Below are 19,447 nucleotides of genomic sequence, written 5' to 3' on the forward strand. Positions count from 1 at the left end.
ACGCAAAACGGCCGGCGCCCCACCAGGGCGCCGGCCGTTCTGCTGTGCTCGAGGGGTCGACACGCGTGATTGCACAGCCGACACGCGTGATCAGGAGGTCGACACGCGTGACTGCGGAGCCGACACGGCAAGACCACTCCCGACCGCCGTGTCGACCCTCCAATCACGCGTGTCGACTCTTCAATCACGCGTGTCGACCCTCAGCGCACCGCGACCCGGGTGCTCGGTGCCGTCGAGGCGGACGACGAGCCGGCCCGGATCGCGCGGGTGCCCGCGCCGCGTTTCCAGGCCTTCGCCGTCACGTCCCAGTAGGACAGCTGGCGGGGGTCGACGTGGATCGTCACCGTTCGGGAGGCACCCGCCGTCAACGTCACCTTTGCGTAGCCGCCCAGGGCCGTCGGCGGCTGGGGGGCCGTCACCTGCGGGCTCGGGCCGACGAACACCTGGGCCACCTCCGTTCCCGTGCGGGTGCCCGTGTTGCGCACCGTCACCTTCACGTCCAGGCCGCCGTCGGAGGCGTTCGCCGCCGTCAGGCCGCTGTAGGCGAACGTCGTGTACGAAAGCCCGAAGCCGAACGGGAACAACGGGGTCATCTTCTTGTCCGCGTACCAGCGGTAGCCGATGTCGACGCCCTCGGTGTACTTCACCTGGCCGTCCTGGCCCGGGTAGAGCCCGGCACTGCCGCTGACGAGCGTGTGCGCCTCGTCCACCGGGAACGTCTGGGTCAGCTTGCCCTGCGGGCTGACGTCGCCGTACAGCAGCGCCGTCGTCGCCTCGGCGCCCTTCTGGCCCGGGTACCACATCTCCAGCACGGCGGCCGTCTTGGCCAGCCACGGCATCTTCACCGCGGACCCGGTGTTCAGCACCACGACCGTCCGCGGGTTCGCCGCCGCGACCGCGTCGATCAGCTTGTCCTGGTAGCCGGGCAGCGAGAGGTCCGGCCGGTCGAGGCCTTCGGAGCTGTCGTCGTAGGCGAACACGACCGGGGTGGTGGCCGCCTTGGCCGCCGTCACCGCCTGGTCGATCTTCGCCTGGGCCGCGGCCGGGGTGATCCAGTGCAGGTTCACCTTCAGCGGGTTGACGAAGTCGGCGAACCCGTACAGCAGCAGCGTGTGCGGCCCCGCGGTCAGGTGCACGGTGATCCCGCTGTAGCCGCCCGCGATGGAGTCGCCGAACAGGCCGCTCGCCGTCCCGTCCACCTGGAGGAAACCGCCGCCCCCGGTCGACTGCAGCTGGATGCTGTAGTCACCTTCGCTCGGCGCGGTGATCGTGCCGTTGTAGAACACCCCCTCCGCGCCGGCGGGCAGCCCGCCGCCCTGGGTGAACGCCGGGGTCAGCGCGCCGGTCGGCACGACGTCGCCCGCCGGGTCGTAGCCCGGGGTGTAGGTCGTGGTGCTGCCCGCGCGCTGCTTGATCAGGTCGACCGGCGCGGCCGGGGTGGCGGACGGGAGCACGTGGGAGCTGCCGCCGCCGTTGAGCTTCGGCGTCTTCGCGTTGTAGCCGATGACGGCGACCTTGCCGGACCGCGCGGTGCTCAGCGGCAGCGCCGACTTTTCGTTGCGCAGCAGGACCGCGCCCGCCTGGGCGACGTCCTGGGCGGTGGCCGTCAGCCCGGCGAGGTCGCGGGCCGGGCGGGCCGGGTTGTCCAGCAGGTGGAAGCGGTCCAGCTGGCCGAGAATCCGCCCGACGGCGGTGTCCAAAGCGGACTGCGGGATGGTGCCCGCGGTGAGTGCGGCCTTGAGCTGGTCGCCGAAGTAGGTCCCGGCCGGCATCTCCTGGTCGAGGCCCTTGGGCAGGCTGTCCGGGGTCAGCGACATCCGCCAGTCGGACATCACCCAGCCCTGGAACGCCAGTTGCTCGCGCAGGATCCCGGTCAGCAGGTCGGCGTTCGCGCACGCGGACGGCCCGTTGAGGTTGTTGTACGAGCACATCACCGCGCCGGCGCCGGCCTTGACCGCCGCTTCGAACCCCGGCAGCTCGACCTCGTGCAGCGTCTGGTCGTCCATCACGACGTTGATGGTCTGCCGGTCGTTCTCCTGGTTGTTCCCGGCGAGGTGCTTGACGACCGGGATGGTGCCCTGGCCGGCGATGCCACGCACCTCGGCGCCGGCCATCCGCGACGTCAGCAGCGGGTCCTCGCTGAAGGTCTCGAAGTTGCGGCCGCCGTACGGGATCCGGATGGTGTTGACCATCGGCGAGAGCAGGACGTCGGCGCCCAGCGCGCGGGCTTCGCGGCCGACGCCGGCGCCGTAGCGGGTGGCGAGCGATTCGTCGAAACTGGACGCGAGCGCAACCGGCGCGGGCATGACGACCGACGGCTTGTCCACCCGAACGCCGGCCGAGCCGTCCGCCAGCCGCAGCGACGGGATGCCGAGCCGGGGCACGCCGGGCACGTACCCGGCTTCGCCGACGCTGTCCGGGTCGTTTCCGCCGTGCACCAGGGAAAGCTTCTCGTCGAGGGTCAGCTCGCCGACCAGGCTCCGCACCCGCGGCGAGAACTTCGCGGCCGGGTCGGCCGCGGCGCCGGATGCCACCAAAGCGGACGTCAGCACCACGCCGGCGAGGACGACCGCCACCGCGCGCGGGCGCGCTCGCAGAAGATCATTACGCATAGTCACCCCAGAAACCCGCGAAAGGGTCGCCCCCGCCGCTAGTTGGTCCAATCGACGACCAACCTAGGTGACTGCTGCACGGTCCGTAACCCCTGAAGTTCCCCGCTAATTCCGCGTGACGTCCAGGCTGGCTTCGCCGCCGCGGATCTCCCCGAGGTGCAGGTGGTATCCCAGGAAGTCGAGATCAACGCCCTGGAACAACGAGACGCTGATCCCGTTCGACAGGAACGTCACGGAATTGTTGTCCATTTTCTGCACCTTCAGTTCCTGCCCGCCGAGGTCCACCTTTCCGCCGCTGACGAGGTTGAAATGACAGGACCGTTCCGCACAACCCAAATCGATCAGATGATCGCAGCCGGTCACCGAAAGAGAAGTGACCACGGCGAACAGGCACACCACAATCGTTCGACGCATCCTGATCCCCCTGAATTATTCGGCATACGGAATGACGATGGTGATTTCGGTCGGGCCGCCCGGTGGGCTGGAACATTCCACGACGCCGTCGAACGCCGCGATCCGCCGCTGGACCCCGACGAGCCCGGTCCCGCGGCCGAAGTCGGCGCCGCCCTTGCCGTCGTCGGCGACGACGACCCGCAGCGCGCCAGGCCGGTGGGTGACGCTCACCCGCACGCGCTTGGCCGCCGCGTGCTTGGCCGCGTTGGCCAGCAGTTCGGCCACCGAGAAGTAGACGGCCGACTCCAGGGCCGCGTCCGGACGGCCGATCAGCCCGACCTCGACGTCGGTGGGCACCGGGGCGTCCATCGCGAGGTCTTCGAGTGCGGCGCCGAGGCCGCGGTCGGCGAGCATGGGCGGCTGGATGCCGTGCACCAGCCCGCGCAGCTCCCGCAGCGCCGCGGCGGACAGCTCCCGCGCGCCGGCCAGCTGCCGCCGGACCTCGTCGAGGTCGGTGTCGAGCAGCATCTCCGCGGTGCCGAGCGAGATGCCGATCGCGATCAGCCGCGCCTGGGCGCCGTCGTGCAGGTCGCGCTCGATCCGCCGCAGCTCGGCGGCTTGCGCGTCGATCGCCGCGGCCCGCGTGGCGAACAGCCGCTCCACACGCCGCGCCAGCAGGGCCCGCTCGTCGGGCGCCAGCAGCCACCGCGTCCAGGCTTCGTGCAGGCCGACCGCACCGGGCGCGGCCACCAGCCCCAGCACGAGCAGCGCCAGCCCGGCGACGACCGTCGCGGCGATCCCGGCCGGGGTGTCCACCGGCAGCGGGAAGTACCACGCCCCGGCCGGCAGGTGCGGCGCGGTCAGCGGCGCGACCAGCAGGAACGCCCCGAAGGCGGAGAGGGCGACCGGGACGGCCGCCAGCAGGCCGCCGGTCAGCGGGTTGACCACCAGCCAGGCCAGGTCCCGCCAGGTGGCCGGGTCGGTGAAGAACCAGCGGCCGCGCCGCTGGGCCAGCGAGACCCAGCGGAACTTGTGGAAGTCGTAGCCGTTCCAGTACCAGCCGTTCTCGGTGCGTTCCAGGGCCGGCAACGGCAGATACGGCGATTCGATGACGCGGCCGTAGAGCGCCGGCGCGCATTTGCGGGAAAGCACCGGCAGCAGGCGGCACGCGGGAATGGCCACCAGCACGGTGAGTCCCGCGGCGGCGACGTATTCCGGCAGCCAGAACAGCGCGGGCAGCGTGAGAACGCACACCTGCACCGCCGCGAACAGCGCGAAAACGACCAGCCGCGCCATTCCGGCGACACCCCGCCGGACGGCCGAGGCGCTGCGCCGGGGAATCGTCGACATCGGCAGATCATACTCGCCACGGGACAGTGTTCCCGGTCGGCTCATCGCGTCCCCCTCCGTCTCCAAGGGGCCGGACCGGCCCGCTCGCACTCGAGGTCGGTCCAGTCTGGGCGCGCCCGGAGGGGCCGCACAATCGGCCAAGCCCACTCATAGGGGTATAGGAAGCCATACCCCTATGTTCGGTCTAACAGGCTCACGCCGACCGGGACCGCGACACTACCGTTGTCCCCGGAGCAGCGCCACGACGCAAGCGAATGGCGTTCCGCAAGAGAACGAACTCGCGAACCACCAGGAGCAGCAATGAACGAAGCCGGCATTCAACGCACGCAGGCCGACGCGCCGTCGCACGGAGAACCGCGCAACCCGCGGCTGGCGCTGTTCGCTTCCGCGGCCTTCGACCTGATCGTCCCGCTCGCCGTCTACTACATCCTGCGCCAGAACGGCGTCCCGCTGTTGACCGCCGCGATCATCGGTGGCATCGTCCCGGTGGTCCGCACCGTGTACGTCTTCGCTCGCTACCGCAAGATCGACGGGCTCGGCCTCTTCATGGTGACGATGATGGTCATCGGCACCGCCGTTTCGCTGATTTCGGGCGACGCGCGGTTCTTCTTCGCCAAGGACGGCTGGCTCACCGCCATGTTCGGCGTCTGGATGCTGATCACGCTGTTCTTCGAGAAGCCGTTCTTCCTGCACGCCGGAGTCAGCATCGCGCGCACCAAGCGCGGCGGCGCCGGCGCCGAGGTGTGGGAGCGCCGCTGGGACACCGAGCCTCAGATGCGCCACGGGCTGCGGCTGCTGACCGTCGTGTTCGGCATCGGCATGATCGTCGACGCGGTCGTCCGCGTCGCGCTCGCCTACACGCTGCCGCTCGACGACATCAACCTGGTGACGACCGTGCAGTGGATCGTGGTCCTCGGCGGGCTCATCGGCTTCATGGCCTACTACACCCGCAAGCACGACCTGCGCGCCTGAGGGCCCCCGGCCGTCCCCCGCAATCCGAGGAGCTTTCCCATGGCACACATCGCGCTGCTGACCATCCCCGCGTACGGCCACGTCATGCCGACGCTGGACGTGGCCGCCGAGCTGGTCCGCCGCGGGCACCGCGTCACCTTCGCCACGACGGACCAGTTCGCGGACCTCGTGGCGCCGACCGGGGCGCGGGTGCTGCGGTACGAGTCGTCGCTGACGCCGAAGCCGCGGACCGAGGACCCGCCCGCCGACTTCGCCGCGTGGCTGCCGCTGGTGCTGGTCATGGAAAGCACGGCGACCATCCCGGTGTTCGAGGCGGCCTTCGCCGGCGACGTCCCGGACCTGATCCTCTACGACCGGACCGTGTACGCGACCGGGCGGGTGCTCGCGGCGAAGTGGGGCGTGCCCGCGGTGGAGCTGTTCCCGTCCTTCGCCTACAACGACCACTGGTCGCTGGCGAAGTTCCTCGGCGAGGAAAACGGCTTCAGCGAACAACACCCCGCCCGCGTCGCGTTCCGGGAGAAGATCGCCGAGCTGACGCAGGCCCACGGCGTCCCGGCGATCTCGCCGGCGGACTTCGCCATCGGCCGCGAGGAGTTCGCGATCGCGTTCGTGGCCAAGGAATTCCAGTACCTCGGCGAGACCTTCGGCGACCACTTCGCGTTCGTCGGCCCGTGCCTGGGCGACCGGGCGTTCCAGGGCGCGTGGCAGCCGCCGTCGGACGGGAAGCCCGTGCTGCTGGTTTCGCTCGGCACGGCGTTCAACGACCGGCCGGACTTCTTCCGGGCCGTCGTGACGGCGTTCACCGGTGAGGACTGGCACGTCGTGCTGTCGATCGGCGCGCTCGACCCGGCTTCGCTCGGCGAGCTGCCGCCGAACATCGAGGCGCACGCCCAGCTGCCGCAGCTGGCCGTGCTGGCCCACGCTTCGGCCTTCATCACCCACTCGGGCATGGGCGGGACGATGGAGGCGCTGTACTTCGACACGCCGATGGTGGCCCTGCCGCAGAGCGTCGAGCAGGCCGCCGTGGCCAACCGGGTCGCCGAACTGGGCCTGGGCACGAACCTGGCCGGCCGGGAACCGACGCCGGAGCTGCTGCGCGACGCCGTCAAGACGACGGCGGGCGACGAGCGCGTGCGGGCCGCCGTCGCGGCGATGGGTGCGAAGGTGCGCGCCGCCGGTGGCGCGGTGCGCGCGGCCGACGAGCTCAAGCGGCACCTCAAGCACACTTCCTGACCCGCTGGTTCGGCAGAACCAGCCGCCTGTGGGGAAGGGCCGAGGTTGTCCCCCAGCACCACGGCCCTTCCTCACCTCTTCCTGTCTTCTTTGTCCACACTGATCTCCTGGAGGCCCGGCGTGCCGGACGCGGTGGTGGTACGGGACCTCGTCAAGAGGTACCCGAAAGCAGAACGGCCTGCGGTCGACGGCCTCGGTTTCACCATCGCCACCGGCGAGGTGTTCGGCCTGCTGGGCCCCAACGGAGCGGGCAAGACGACAACGGTCAGCATGCTGACCACGCGCGCGCTGCCGACGTCCGGCCACGCCGAGGTGGCGGGCATCGACGTCGTCAAGCACGCGACGGCGGCCCGCCAGGCGCTGGCCGTCGTGCCGCAGCGCAACAACCTCGACCAGTCGCTGACCGTGCGGCAGAACCTGCTGTTCCACGCCGCCTACCACGGCATGGGCCGGGCGCAGCGGCACCGACGGGCCGAGGAGCTCATCGAGTGGATGGGCCTCGGCCCGCGGGCGAAGGCGCGGGTCGACGAGATGTCCGGCGGCCAGGCCCAGCGCGTGATGATCGCCCGCGCGCTGATGCACAAGCCGCAGGTGATGTTCCTCGACGAGCCCGCGACCGGGCTCGACCCGCAGTCGCGGCTGTTCGTGCACGAGCGCGTCGCCGAGCTGACGGCCGAGGGCGTCACGGTCGTGGTCACCACGCACGACATGGAGGAGGCGGCCAAGCTGTGCGACCGGGTCGGCATCGTCGACCGCGGCAAGCTGCTGGCGCTGGACACGACGGACGCACTGACGCGGTCGCTGCCCGGCAACACGACGCTGACCGTGGGCGTGGGCCTGGCCGACTCGCCCGCCGACGCCGTCGTCGCTGTCGTCAAGGAGCTCGAGCAGGTGCCGTCGGTGGAGCGGGTGGAGCGCCTCGCCGCCGCCGGCCGGGCGGCCGCCGACGAGAACGCCGTCCGGTTCCGCCTCTACACCGAGGCCGAACCGGCGTCGCTGCTGCCGGGTGTCCTGGCGGTGCTGGGCCGCGAGCGGTGTGAGGTCACCGGCATCTCGTTCGGCAAGCCGACCCTCGAAGACGTGTTCATCTCCATCACCGGACGGGACCTCCGATGACCGCCGCCACTGTCGCCCCGCAGCCCGGCCAGGCCCGCGCGTTCTTCGCCGTGCTCGGCCGCGACTTCTTCGTCACCGGCCGCGAGCTGCTGCCGTTCCTGGCCCAGATGCTCATCCAGCCGCTGTTCCTGTTGTTCATCTTCGGCAAGGTGCTGTCGCAGATCGGCTACGCGGGCGCGGGGTACGCCCAGGTCCTGCTGCCCGGCATGGTGGCGATGAACGCGTTCACCGGGGCGCTGCAGAACACGGCGTTACCGCTGGTGCTGGACTTCTCGGTGACCAGGGAGATCGAGGACCGGCTGCTGGCACCGCTGTCGATCCGCCTGGTCGCGGTGGAGAAGATGCTGTTCGGCGCGATCCGCGGCATCATCGCGGGCCTGGTGATGATCCCGATCGGCCTGCTGATCCTCGACGGCGTCCACTGGAGCCCGGCGGCGCTACCGGGCGTCGCGGGAGTCGTCGCCCTGGGTTCCCTGGCGGGCGCGGCCGTGGGCATGGTGCTGGGGACGATCGTGCCGCCCCGGCAGATCAACCTGGTCTTCACCATCCTGCTGGTGCCCCTGATCTTCACCGGATCCGGCCAGTTCCCCTGGCTGAGCCTGTCCGGTTTGCGCTGGTTCCAGGTGATCTGCGCGGCCAACCCGCTCACCTACGTCTCGGAGGCGTTGAGGCGGCTGGTGATGCCGGACCAGGTCCGGTCGATCCCGCTGTGGATCTCCCTGCTGGTCATGGTGGCGGCGACGCTGATCTTCGGTGCGTTCGGCATCCGGGGGTTCCTCAAGCGGGCACTGGACTGACGCGGGGTAACCGGGCGGTACGGTTGGACACCCAGCCCGGCCCCGCCCGGCCCGGAACCCCAGGAGCGGTTCGTGCGCGTAGTCCTCGCGGAGGATCTCTACCTGCTTCGAGACGGCATGACCCGGCTGCTGGAGGCACACGGGTTCACGGTGGCGGCGGCGGTCGGCAACGCCACGGAGTTGCTGAAGGCGATCGAGGACCACGCACCGGACATCGCGGTGGTGGACGTCCGCCTTCCGCCCAAGTTCAGCGACGAAGGCATCCGCGCGGCCTTGGAGGCCCGCCGCCGACGCCCGGGGTTGCCGGTGCTGGTGCTGTCCCAGCACGTGGAGCAGACGTACGCGCGCGAGTTGCTGGCGGACGGCGCGGGCGCCATCGGGTACCTGCTGAAGGACCGGGTGCTGAACGCGGACCAGTTCGTGGACGCACTCCGCATGGTGGCCGCGGGCGGGACGGCAATGGATCCCGAAGTCATCTCGAAGCTGCTCGCGAGCCGGTCACGTCGGGACCCGCTGGACGCGTTGACACCGCGGGAGCGCCAGGTGCTGGAGCTGATGGCGGAGGGCCGATCGAACGCGGCGATCGCCCAGCGGATGACGATCAGTGAGGCGGCGGTGGGGAAGCACACGGCGAGTATCTTCACGAAGCTGGATCTGGCCCAGCACGAGGACGACAACCGGCGGGTGCTGGCGGTGTTGACTTACTTGAGCAGCAAGGTCCGGCAGGGGTAAGGCGGGGCCCTTGCGGGCAGCGGGTTGGGGTCGGCCTTGATCATGCACGGCGGATTCCAGGAGTTGTCGCAGCACCCGAGTGTTCAGGAGTTGCGCATGTCCAGGCCGGATCGGGACCGTGCGCTTTGGGTGACCGAAGTCGACGAGCTGAGCGGCGTGGCAGGTCGTTGATCGAGGAGCGGGCGACCTACTTTTGCGTTGATGGACTCAGGCATCGGCAGCAGGGAAGCTACGCAGCGGGCCGGAGTGGCACGTGCCTGCGAAACCATCTACCAAGCCCGCTACCTATAGGCCCGGGGTGGGTTGCGGCGTGAGGTGGCGGGCGGGCTGCGCAGCGGCCGGATCAGCGCCGGCCGCGGATGGCCACCCCGATGCTCGTGATCAGCGACCGTCCGGCCGAAGCCGCGGACCGCGGCAATACCGGGGCACGGGGAAGGTGGCCTGATCATGGGTGCGTTCAATCGATCCGCGACGCCCTGGTCGCGAAGATCGCGACCCCGCTGGCCCAGCTGCGCCGGTCACTGACCTGGGACCAGGGCGGCGAGATGCAGTGTTGTAATGACCGCTAGTACTACAGGGACACTTGTGTGCGTGACCTGGGAAACAAGGTCACCGTTTGCCGTGGCTGGTGGTCGTGAGTGGTAATTCGGGTTCTAACCCGAATTACCACCCACGACCAGCTGCGGCAGATCGGCAGGCCGGCGTCCAGGATTGTCCTGGCAGGCTGTCTTCGGCCGCACCGAACAAAGATCTCGCCCTGCAGTACTAGAAGCCGCCCACCCGGGGGATCAGTCGCGTGACGGGGGAGGCATCACGTGTGGCTGGGAGGGCATCTCGCGTGATTTGGGGACATCAGGCCGTGTTCGGCGTTGTCCGCGGTGCCGGGTAGGTCCTGGCTGCCGTTCTGAGCAACTGGCCTTTGAGGACAGTCGCTCGCGTGGGTGTAGGCCCGTAGCCGTGTGGCTGCGGGCCTTTCCCGTGTTCGGTTGGCTCAGGCTGCGAAGGGGAGCGGTTGGTGGAGGTTGTTGCGCCTGGGTTTTCGGCGTTTGTCGATGAACACTGGTGGGATGAACTCGGGTAGGCCGTCGGCGGCGATGCGGACTTCCCAGCCGGAGCGGTGCAGCAGCCGGTGGTGGTGAGCGCACGTCAGCACGAGGTTGTTCAGGTTGGTGGGGCCGCCATCAGCCCAGTGGCGGATGTGGTGGCCCTGGGAGTGTCGTGGGGGTCGGTGGCAGCCAGGGAACGCGCAACCACGGTCCCGCAGGAACAAGGCTCGGCGGAGTCCGGCGGGAATCGAGCGGCGGAGCCGGCCGAGGTTCAGAGGTTCGCTTTTGCCGCCCAGGACCGTGGGAATGATCATGCAGTCGCAGGCGTGGATGCGGGCTTCGGCAGCGGTCATGGTGCCGGTGTCTCCGAGGGTGGCCGTGCCGACGCCGGCCTTCAAATCCTCCAACGAGACCGCAACCATCACATGGGCGCGTTCCCCGGCCTGCATGGGCAGGGTCGGGGAGTTCAAGGCCAGGTCGATCGCGTCGGAGAAGGCATCGCCGTAACGCTGCGGCAGCGTACGGAGATCCGGGCCGTCCTCGCCGGTGCGGCGCTCGGCCAGGGAGTCCAGCAGGGCGCTGGCACGGGCGCCGGTCTCGTCGTCGAATTTGCCGTTCAGTTCCCAGACCCCGGATCTTCGCCGCCGCAGGAACAGTTCCCGGGCCGGGGCGACCGGTTCAGTGGTGTCGGGTTCCTGACCGTCGGGGACCAGGTGGGCGAGGATGCGGGCAGCGAGGGCGGCGACCTGCTTGTGCCCGGCCTCTTCGGCGAAGGTCAGCAGGTTGGTCTCGGCGCTGTCGTGGTGCTCGGGTGGCACCTGGGTGAGGACGCCGGTGATCACGTCGATCATCGGGTTGCTCAACCGACCTGCACGAGCAGCCACACCGGTGGCGGGCGCGAGGGCAGGAATCGGGGTGCCGTCGAGGTTACGGCCGGGGTTGAGGGCGCGGGCCCGTGTGACCATGCGTTCGGCGGCGGCCTTGGGAACGTCGGCGAGGTGCTCGAGAAGGCGGGCGGCGGAGCGGTAGCCGAACAGCTCCAGCACCCCACGCTGCTCAATGTCCACCAGCAGAGCACCGAGTTCGGCTTCGGCGGACCGCATGCACGTGAGCAGCTCACCGATGCGGTCGGCGAGTGCCACCGCGTCGAAGGAGGAGTGAGCCGCGTTGTCGGTCATAGATCAAGATTACCGAGCATCGAACAGGAGTTCATCACTCGAACGGGGGGACTATTCAGGGCTATTTCGATAGTTGTTGGCAGCCAAGGGTTTCCGGTGATGGCGTCGCGGAGTGCGGCGATGAGGAGATCGCCGGCTCGACGATGGTGGCATCGAAAAGCTACCCGACCCGAGTTCGCACCCGACCGGCGCTTGAGCGCGGCGAATCCGGCGCGCAACAAGGTGATCCTCCCGCGCACGCGCGAGCTCCACAGCCTGGCGCGGCCAGTCACCGATCAAGCGAATCAGCTGAAGAACTTCCGCACCCGCGAAGTGATGTACTCCTGATCCGCCTCCGTCAACGACGTGTACGTCGGCAGATACAACCCCTCCTCGGCAAACCGGTTGGCCCGCAAGGAAGGCCAAACCGGATCCAGGTACATCGGCTGCCGGCTCATCGGCTTGAAGAACACCCGCGTCTCGATCCCTTCCGAAGCAAGGAAAGACCGCAACTCGTCACGACGCGAGCACAGCAGGTCGTACATCCACAACACATCACGCCGGGGCATGAGCGTGACACCGGGAATGTCGCGCAGCCCTTCGTCGTACCGGGCCTCGATCGACGTACGCAGGGCCAAGATCGAGTCCAGCTGCGCCACCTGCGCCGTGGCCACCGCGGCCTGCAGGTTCGTCATCCGGAAGTTGTAGCCGAGCTTCTTGTGCAGGAAAGTGTGGTCCCGGTTGAACGCCATCCCGCGCAGGTGCTTCATCTGCTCGGCCAGCCGCGCGTCCGACGTGAGGCAGATCCCGCCCTCACCCGAGGCGATGATCTTGTTGGCGAACAAGGAAAAGCAAGCGATGTCCCCGACCGGACGCACCCCGTGCGCCTCCGCCGAGTCCTCCACGACACGCAGGTTGTACTCGTAGGCCAGCTCCATGATCGCATCCATGTCGCACCGACGGCCGTAGACGTGCACCGGCATGATCGCCCGGGTGCGCGGGGTGATCTTCGCTTCGATCAGCGACACGTCGATGTCGAGATCGTCGCCGCAGTCGACGAACACCGGTGTCGCGCCCGTGTACGTCACCGCCCAGGCCGAGGCGATCATCGTGAACTCCGGGACGATCACCTCATCGCCCGGGCCGATCCCGAGCGCCCGCAACGCCAAAGTCAGCGCGGTGGTACCGGAAGAGCAAGCCACTCCGAAAGAGACTCCGTTGTAAGCGGCGAAATCCGACTCGAACCGGGCCACGTACGGTCCCTGCGAAGAGATCCAGCCGCTCGTGACGGCGTCGGTGACGTTGGCCAGCTCGTCGCCGTTCAGGTACGGCTGCGACACCGGGTACTTGACGGTCATGCCGTTTCCTTTCCGAGAGCCGCCAGCACCGTGTCGGCCGCCGCCGGAGCGCCGCCCGCCGCGCGGAAGCGGTCCGCCCATTCCTCGGCCCGGGCCGTGAAGTCCTTCTCCTCCAGCACCCGGCGCAGCTTGGCGACGATCGCTTCCGCGGAAATCGTCTCCTCGTACGAGAGCACCAGGCCGCACCCGCTGTCGAGCACCCGCGCCGCGTGGTCGTGGCAGTCCATCCAGAACGGCTGCACCAGCCCCGGCTTGCCGAAGTAGATCCCTTCGTACGCGCTGTTCCCGCCGCCGTGGTGGTAGTAGGCGCGCACGTGCGGGTGGGCCAGGACGTCGAACTGGGACGGGACCCAATTCTCCAGCCGCACGTTCGGCGGCAGGTCCGCCGGCAGCAACGCGCGCCGGTCCTTCGGCAGCTTCCACAGCACGTGGTGCTCGGGCCCGATCCGCCGCGCCGCCTCGGCGATCGCCGCGACCTGCGGGGCCGTCAGCCGCATGTGGGTGCCGAACGCCAGGTACACCACCGATTCGCGCTCGTCGAGCCAGGCCTGCAGCGCCGGGTCCGGCGCCACCGCCTCGGGCAGCGGCGGCACGACCGGGCCCACCATCCGCAGGTGCGACGGCGCCGCGTCGAACGGGTACTCCATGCCGAACACCGAATAGCCCAGGATCGCCCGCGCGCGGTCGGCGTAGCCGGACTGGCCCGCGGTCGCGTTCAGGATCCCGGCTTCCTTGCGGGCCTTGGTGAACTGGAGCGCCGGTACCTTCGTCAGCAGGCCGTACAGCAGCCGCAGCCGGAACCCGAGGTTCGCCAGCTTCTGACGGCCCGAAAGGTCGCGCGGCAGCCCGGTGTTCGGGCTCGGGTAGCTCAGCGGCAGGCGCTCGGCGAAGATCTCGCTCACCGAGATCGGCACGCTGTACACGTACGGGATTTCCCGGGCGATCGCCGCGTCGGTCGGGTAGACGCTGGACGAGTCGATGACCATCAGCGCCGGCTTCACCTCGTCGACGACGGCCAGCGCGCGCTCGTACATCGTCACCATGATGCTCGCGTCGGTGACGCCGCCGAGGTAGGCGACGACGTTCTGCGGCCGCGCGGTCAGGCTGCCCGGCTTCGCGGGCTGGGTCGCCGCGGCGTAGAGGTCCGGGTGCCACTCGGCCGGCGGGCGCTCGAGCCGTTCCCCGAACGAAACGAACTTCACCGGGTTGGCGGCGGAGATCGCCTCGACGTCGGCGCGCCGATCCTCGGTGGATGCGAAGTACAGGTCCGGCACGCCACGGCGGGCGAGTTCCCCGGCGATGACGAGCAGCGGGTTGATCATGCCGGCGTCCGCGATCGACGCGAACAGGATGGGCACCACGGCCGTCACCAGCTCCCGGCGAGCATCAGCTCGCTGTACTTGTGCTCGTTCGACGCCTTCCGCAGGTCGGCCTCGACCATCATCCGCATGAGCTCCTCGAAGTCGACCGACTGCTTCCAGCCGAGCTCGGCACGGGCCTTTTCCGGGTCGGCGCACAGGGTTTCGACCTCCGCGGGCCGCACCAGGGCCGGGTCGACGACCACGTGGTCGCGCCAGTTCAGGTCCACCGCGTCGAAGGCGATCTGGACGGCGTCGCGGACCGAGTGCATCCGGCCGGTGCCGACCACGTAGTCGGTCGCGGTGTCCTGCTGCAGCATCAGGTGCATCGCGCGGACGTAGTCGCCGGCGAACCCCCAGTCGCGCACCGCCTCCAGGTTGCCGAGGTAGAGCTTGTCGCGCAGGCCCAGCTTGATCTCGGCCACCGCCATGGTGATCTTGCGGGTGACGAACTCGGCGCCGCGGCGGGGCGACTCGTGGTTGAACAGGATCCCGGACACCCCGAACATGCCGAAGGATTCGCGGTAGTTCTTGGTGATGAAGTGCCCGTAGGTCTTCGCGACGCCGTAGGGGCTGCGCGGGTGGAAGATGGTCTGCTCGTTCTGCGGGGTTTCGGCGACCTTGCCGTACATCTCCGACGACGACGCCTGGTAGAACCGGATCCCGCCGCCGGTCGGCCGGGACTTGTCCAGGCCGCAGACCATCCGGACCGCTTCGAGCACCCGCAGCACGCCCATGCCGTTCACCTCGGTGGTGAGTTCGGGCTGCTGCCACGACATCGGCACGAACGAAATGGCCGCCAGGTTGTACACCTCGTCCGGCTGCACGAAGTCCACCGCGGACACGAGGCTGACCTGGTCCATCAGATCTCCTTCCACGAAGTGGAGTTCGGAGACCAGCCTGCTGATCCGCGACTTGCGCGGGTTCGCCTGGCCGCGCACCAGGCCCCACACCTGGTAGCCCTCGGCCAGCAGGTGCTCGGCCAGGTACGACCCGTCCTGCCCGGTGATACCCGTGATCAACGCACGCTTCGCCATGAATGTGCCTTCCCTGCCACGTAACGAGTAAAGCCCCCGCCGTGGCGTCATCCGGCCGCCGTGCGAGCAGCTCCGGGGCACCTCGCCGCCGCGAAGATCACGCCGAAACCGGTGCCCGGCAACGACGTCCACGCTCGCGGGACGCCGATTCATTGTCAATGAATCCGGCGCCAAGTCAGTGGCCCCGCGGGGAAACCTAGGGGCGCGCCTAGGGGCCCCCGGCGAACGAAGGAGCCGGGACCCCGCACGGGATCCCGGCTCCTGGACAGCACCGGCGTCAGCGGACCGGCGGCACCGGCCTCAGTGGACGGCGCACCGGCGGGACCGGCGCGCGGTGGTTGACCGCCACCGGCTGCCGGGGCACGCCCGGCAGCCGCTCCTGCGGCTCCGGCACCCGCAGCTGCGGCTCCGACGCCAGGTCGCGGCGCCGGCTGACGCTCAGCTTGCGGTACACCCGCGTCAGGTGCTGCTCCACGGTGCTGACGGTGATGTAGAGCTGGCCGGCGATCTCCCGGTTGGTGAGGCCCCGCGCGGCGAGCCAGCCGACCCGCTGCTCGGCGTCGGTCAGGAGCTTGACGTCGGCCGGGACGACCGGGCGGCGGAGGGAGACCACCACGTCGTCCGCCCCGCCATCGAGGAACGTCTTCCGCAGCAGCTCCGCGCCGCATTCCTTGGCCAGCACCCGGGCGTCCCGGTCGGCCGTGCGCGCCGTGGCGGCTTCTCCGCCCGCCCGGCTCAGCTCGGCCAGCGCCCGGGCCAGTTCCACCTTGGCGCCGGACTTCTCGAGCACGTCCACCGCGGCCTGCATCACCTTCGGCCGCCGTGCCGGGTCGGCCACCAGCGCCAGTGTCCGCAGGGTGATGCCGCGGGTGCGGTCGCCACAGCCCGGGCCGAGCATGGCCGCCTGTGCCTCGGCGAGCTCACGCGCCTTCTCGCGGTCACCCAGCTTCAGGTAGACCTCCGCGGCACTGGAGCGCCACGGCACGAGGGACGGCTGGTCCAGGTTCCAGCGGGCCATCTGCTCCCCGCAGGCGAGGAAGTCGTTCAGCGCCGTCGGCAGCCGGCCCGTCGCGAGGTAGTAGTGGCCGCGCGCGTGCAGGTAGTGCAGGCCGAACCGGGTCTCGCCGAGCGCGTCCGGCACCGGCTGGTTGAGCAGCTCGGCCGCCTCGTCGAGCCGCCCCATCTCGGTCAGCGCGGCCAGCAGGGTCGCCAGTGGCGCGCCCACCCCGATGCCCCACGCCTCCGGGGTCATCTTCGTCAGCGCGATCTTCGCGTTGCGGGCCGCGAGCGGCAGGTCGCCCTGCCGCAGCGCGACCTCCGCGCGCAGTTCCGCCAGCGACGCCTGCCAGGTCGGGGCCGGGCGGCCGGCGGCCTGCGCCATCAGGTGATCCGACCAGGTGGCGGCCTTGTCGAGCCGTTCGGCGTAGATCAGCACCGTCGCCGCGAACACCAGGTGCCGCAGGGTGATGTCGGTCATCCGGGTGCCTTCGAGCACCTGCTCGGCGTCGAGCACGGCGGCCTCGGACGGGCCTTCGCGGACCGTGCCGGTCAGCGCGTCGATCGCCTTCAGCTGCGAGTTGACCGCGAGCCCGAGCTGCGGCGACGACGGGTCGCCGGTGATCGTGGCGAGCATCGGCTCGATCAGGTGCCGCATCCCCGGCACCGAGCTGGCCAGCCACGAATCGAGCGTCAGCAGCTCGCCGCGGGTGCGGCGATCCCGGCAGTCGACGAGGTCGCCGAACGCCTTCGCGATCTCCACGGCCTCGTCGACCCGGCCGAACCAGAGCAGGAACTCGAAGATGCCGACGACCCGGATGCCGGGCAGGTGCCCGGCGCGGGTCGCGTGCACCAGCTCCGGCAGCCGGCGCATCGCCTTCGCCGGGGTGGTCCGCCATTCGATGTCGGCCAGCGACGCCTTGGCGATCGCCCGGTCGCGGTCGTCGGTGCAGCAGCGGCTGGCCAGCGCGATGCAGGCGCGGGCCAGTTCGACGTCGTCCTCGAGCAGCGCCGCCTCCGACGCCTCGGACAGCAGGTGCTCGGTCCACGGCTCGTCCAGGTTCCCCGCCACCACGTGGGCGGCGATGGCGGTCGGGCGGGCACCCTGGTCGAACAGCAGGCGGGCGGCCTGGCCGTGCAACGCGGCCCGGACCCCGGGGTCGAGCTCCTCGAGCACCGCGACGCGGGCTTCGGCGTGCCGGAACCGGTGCCCGTCGAGCACGCCGGCCGATTCCAGCGCCCGGCGCACCGGCTCGGTGGTGGCCGGCGCGAAGGAGACCATGCCGCCGGCCAGCGCGATCTGCGACTGCTCGTCGTCGCCGAGGACGGCCAGCGCCCGGGCGAGTTCGAGCGCCCGCGGCTCGCTGGAGTGCAGGCAGCTGAGCACCGCGTGCCGGTAGGCGGCCCCCGCGACGACCTCGCCGGTGCCGGCCGCCCGGGTGTCGTGCACCAGCGCGGTGGCCAGCAGCGGGTTGCCGCCGCTGACCGCGAAGCACCGCGCGGCCAGTGCGTGGGCCCGGCCCTCGTCGAGCTTGCCGGCCAGCAGGACGCCGACGCCGTTGCGGGACAACGGCGCCAGCCGCAGCTGGCGGCAGTGCGGCCGCCGCATCAGGTCGACGTGGCGGACCGGGCGCCGTTCGCCCGGATCGGCCCGCTCGGCGAGCAGCACGAGCACCCGGGCCGGCCGGATGCGCCGGGCCATGTGCTGCAGGAACTGCAGCGACGCGGGATCGGCGTGGTGGGCGTCGTCGACGCAGATCACCAGCGGGCTCTCGGCCGACCAGCCGATCACCGCGCCGGAGAGGCGGTGCAGGAACCGGCTGTCCAGCAGCGTCGCGTCGGCCTCGGCGTCCTCCACGTACGCCGACACCTGGTCCGCGATGTCCGCGCGGACACCCGGCGTGTGGACCAGCTGCGAAACGACACCGAGCCCGACGGCCGTTTCCGACCGGGCGCCGGACGCGGACAGCACGACCGCGCCGGTCGCCGCCGCCTGCCGGCCGAAGGTCTCCAGCAGCGCGGTCTTGCCGCTGGCGACCGGGCCGAGGACGAGGCCGACACCGCCGGCCCCGGAGTGGGTGTCGGCGAGCATCTGACTCAGCGTCGCCGTTTCGAAATCACGTTCGATGAGCATGACGGGTACTGCCCCCAGGAATTCGTTGCGTGGTGGATTGGCTGATCCACGACCCAGATTCGGCCCACCCCAGACGGGCCGAATCCGGAATTCTCCGTGAATCACCAGCACAGCCGCGCGCGCGGCGAACAAACTGCCGTCGCCCGCAATGCTTCACGGTCGATCAACCCGGCAGACCGCTCCCCGACGAGTGCCTGGTGATGACGAACTCCGACGACTCGCGCACGAGCCGGCGGCAAAGTGTTATTCGGCGTCCCTTATGAAGGACCGCGGTAAACGTTCATCGGACAACCTTTCCCCAGACCCCAGATCCGCACGGTTCCCAGTGGACGATTACTGCCCTGATCGCCCGGTTCACCGCGAGGAGATAACGATCAGAAGCTACCACCTGCCCCTACGTGCCGCAACGAGGCACAACAGGGGTTCGCCGCGCAAGTGATGTCCAATTGGTCCCGTTCCACCAAGGCGAGCACCGGCACCCCGGACAGCGGGCGGAAGCTGCACGAACCCGCGCTCCACTCACAGTTGAAGTCACCGCTCCCGCACTCGGGCATTCGGGTGAGCGATGCTGTTGAGTAACGTTTACTTCCGGGGAACCTGATTATTTTCCGGCGTCGCGTAATAAGCCCCGGGAAACAAAATGTGAACGAAAATCCGATCCCGGTCTCAGACCTTCTCGGGGACGCGGCCCTGCTTCGTGAAGTACCCGCGGACGCTCTTCGTGCACAACAGCAGGAACAGCACGAGCAGCACCAGCGCCTGACCCGCCTGGCCGGCCCGCATCCAGTTCGGGAACTCGGCCGCGGCCACGAGGTACACCAGGCCGGCCAGCCCGAGCACGGTGATGATCATCAGCCGGACGTAGGTGCGGCGGCGGCCGAGCTTGAGCCGCCCCGCCAGCCGGACGTAGACGATCGCGATGACCAGCACCGACACCGGGCGGATCCACAGCACGCTCTCCAGCGACGAGCGCGTTCCGGCCCGGTCGGCCGGGTTCGCCTGGCCGGTCGACTCCCAGTGCAGCACCTGGTAGTCGAGGATGCCGTCCTTGTGCAGGAAGGTGAGCACCGCGAACGCGACGCTGATCAGCAGGTTCAGGTACAGCAGGGCGATGATCGGCCGCAGTGCGCGCCCGGAGGTGTTCGAGGTGGCCATG

14 protein-coding genes are annotated in these 19,447 nt (G+C 69.8%); 5 read left to right on the forward strand and 9 right to left on the reverse strand.

From position 1 onward, the window contains the following. Positions 1 to 200: 200 nt before the first annotated feature. The 3 genes from ACLJQF_RS37685 to ACLJQF_RS37695 all read right to left on the reverse strand — a co-directional run bounded on the left by ACLJQF_RS37685 (position 201) and on the right by ACLJQF_RS37695 (position 4,355). Positions 201 to 2,612 carry a beta-glucosidase family protein gene (locus ACLJQF_RS37685; RefSeq protein WP_410615065.1) on the reverse strand — a complete coding sequence of 804 codons (2,412 nt, stop codon included), beginning with the start codon at positions 2,610 to 2,612 and terminating at the stop codon, positions 201 to 203. Positions 2,613 to 2,717: 105 nt separating this feature from the next. After that, entirely contained in the window at positions 2,718 to 3,026 is a 309-nt protein-coding gene (locus ACLJQF_RS37690) for a hypothetical protein (protein WP_410615066.1), read from the reverse strand. Between the two features lie 15 nt (positions 3,027 to 3,041). Beyond that, the gene (locus ACLJQF_RS37695) at positions 3,042 to 4,355 is read right to left on the reverse strand and encodes a histidine kinase (RefSeq protein WP_410615067.1); all 1,314 of its coding nucleotides are present in this window, start codon (positions 4,353 to 4,355) and stop codon (positions 3,042 to 3,044) included. 300 nt (positions 4,356 to 4,655) lie between these two features. Between ACLJQF_RS37695 and ACLJQF_RS37700 the strand changes: the two genes are divergently transcribed. The 5 genes from ACLJQF_RS37700 (at position 4,656) to ACLJQF_RS37720 (ending at position 9,205) form a co-directional block, all read left to right on the forward strand. After that, positions 4,656 to 5,327 carry a VC0807 family protein gene (locus ACLJQF_RS37700; protein WP_410615068.1) on the forward strand — a complete coding sequence of 224 codons (672 nt, stop codon included), beginning with the start codon at positions 4,656 to 4,658 and terminating at the stop codon, positions 5,325 to 5,327. Positions 5,328 to 5,366: 39 nt separating this feature from the next. Then, on the forward strand, positions 5,367 to 6,560 hold the full coding sequence (locus tag ACLJQF_RS37705; RefSeq protein ID WP_410615069.1) for a macrolide family glycosyltransferase: 1,194 nt from the start codon (positions 5,367 to 5,369) through the stop codon (positions 6,558 to 6,560). A 120-nt stretch (positions 6,561 to 6,680) separates the two neighbouring features. Further along, positions 6,681 to 7,676, forward strand: coding sequence for an ABC transporter ATP-binding protein (locus ACLJQF_RS37710; RefSeq protein ID WP_410615070.1), 996 nt, complete (start codon positions 6,681 to 6,683; stop codon positions 7,674 to 7,676). Further along, positions 7,673 to 8,473 carry an ABC transporter permease gene (locus ACLJQF_RS37715; protein WP_410615071.1) on the forward strand — a complete coding sequence of 267 codons (801 nt, stop codon included), beginning with the start codon at positions 7,673 to 7,675 and terminating at the stop codon, positions 8,471 to 8,473. Before ACLJQF_RS37710 ends, ACLJQF_RS37715 begins: the two co-directional genes overlap by 4 nt. A gap of 72 nt (positions 8,474 to 8,545) precedes the next feature. Beyond that, positions 8,546 to 9,205, forward strand: a complete 660-nt coding sequence (locus ACLJQF_RS37720) for a response regulator (RefSeq protein WP_410615072.1) — start codon at positions 8,546 to 8,548, stop codon at positions 9,203 to 9,205. 991 nt (positions 9,206 to 10,196) lie between these two features. On the opposite strand, the gene ACLJQF_RS37725 is transcribed toward ACLJQF_RS37720, so the two are convergent. The 6 genes from ACLJQF_RS37725 to ACLJQF_RS37750 all read right to left on the reverse strand — a co-directional run bounded on the left by ACLJQF_RS37725 (position 10,197) and on the right by ACLJQF_RS37750 (position 19,446). Further along, on the reverse strand, positions 10,197 to 11,429 hold the full coding sequence (locus ACLJQF_RS37725) for a DUF222 domain-containing protein (protein ID WP_410615073.1): 1,233 nt from the start codon (positions 11,427 to 11,429) through the stop codon (positions 10,197 to 10,199). 284 nt (positions 11,430 to 11,713) lie between these two features. After that, the gene (locus tag ACLJQF_RS37730) at positions 11,714 to 12,766 is read right to left on the reverse strand and encodes a DegT/DnrJ/EryC1/StrS family aminotransferase (RefSeq protein ID WP_410615074.1); all 1,053 of its coding nucleotides are present in this window, start codon (positions 12,764 to 12,766) and stop codon (positions 11,714 to 11,716) included. Continuing rightward, the gene (locus ACLJQF_RS37735) at positions 12,763 to 14,127 is read right to left on the reverse strand and encodes a glycosyltransferase (protein ID WP_410615075.1); all 1,365 of its coding nucleotides are present in this window, start codon (positions 14,125 to 14,127) and stop codon (positions 12,763 to 12,765) included. Before ACLJQF_RS37735 ends, ACLJQF_RS37730 begins: the two co-directional genes overlap by 4 nt. Before the next feature lie 5 nt (positions 14,128 to 14,132). Then, complete coding sequence (locus tag ACLJQF_RS37740) at positions 14,133 to 15,161, reverse strand: GDP-mannose 4,6-dehydratase (RefSeq protein ID WP_410615076.1); 1,029 nt, start codon at positions 15,159 to 15,161, stop codon at positions 14,133 to 14,135. 277 nt (positions 15,162 to 15,438) lie between these two features. Further along, a complete protein-coding gene (locus tag ACLJQF_RS37745; protein ID WP_410615077.1) occupies positions 15,439 to 18,291 on the reverse strand; it encodes an AAA family ATPase in 2,853 nt (950 codons plus the stop codon). 666 nt (positions 18,292 to 18,957) lie between these two features. Next, positions 18,958 to 19,446, reverse strand: coding sequence for a hypothetical protein (locus ACLJQF_RS37750; RefSeq protein WP_410615078.1), 489 nt, complete (start codon positions 19,444 to 19,446; stop codon positions 18,958 to 18,960). Between the last annotated feature and the right edge of the window lies 1 nt (position 19,447).

It is taken from the genome of Amycolatopsis sp. lyj-109, from assembly GCF_046548995.1.
GTDB lineage: Bacteria > Actinomycetota > Actinomycetes > Mycobacteriales > Pseudonocardiaceae > Amycolatopsis.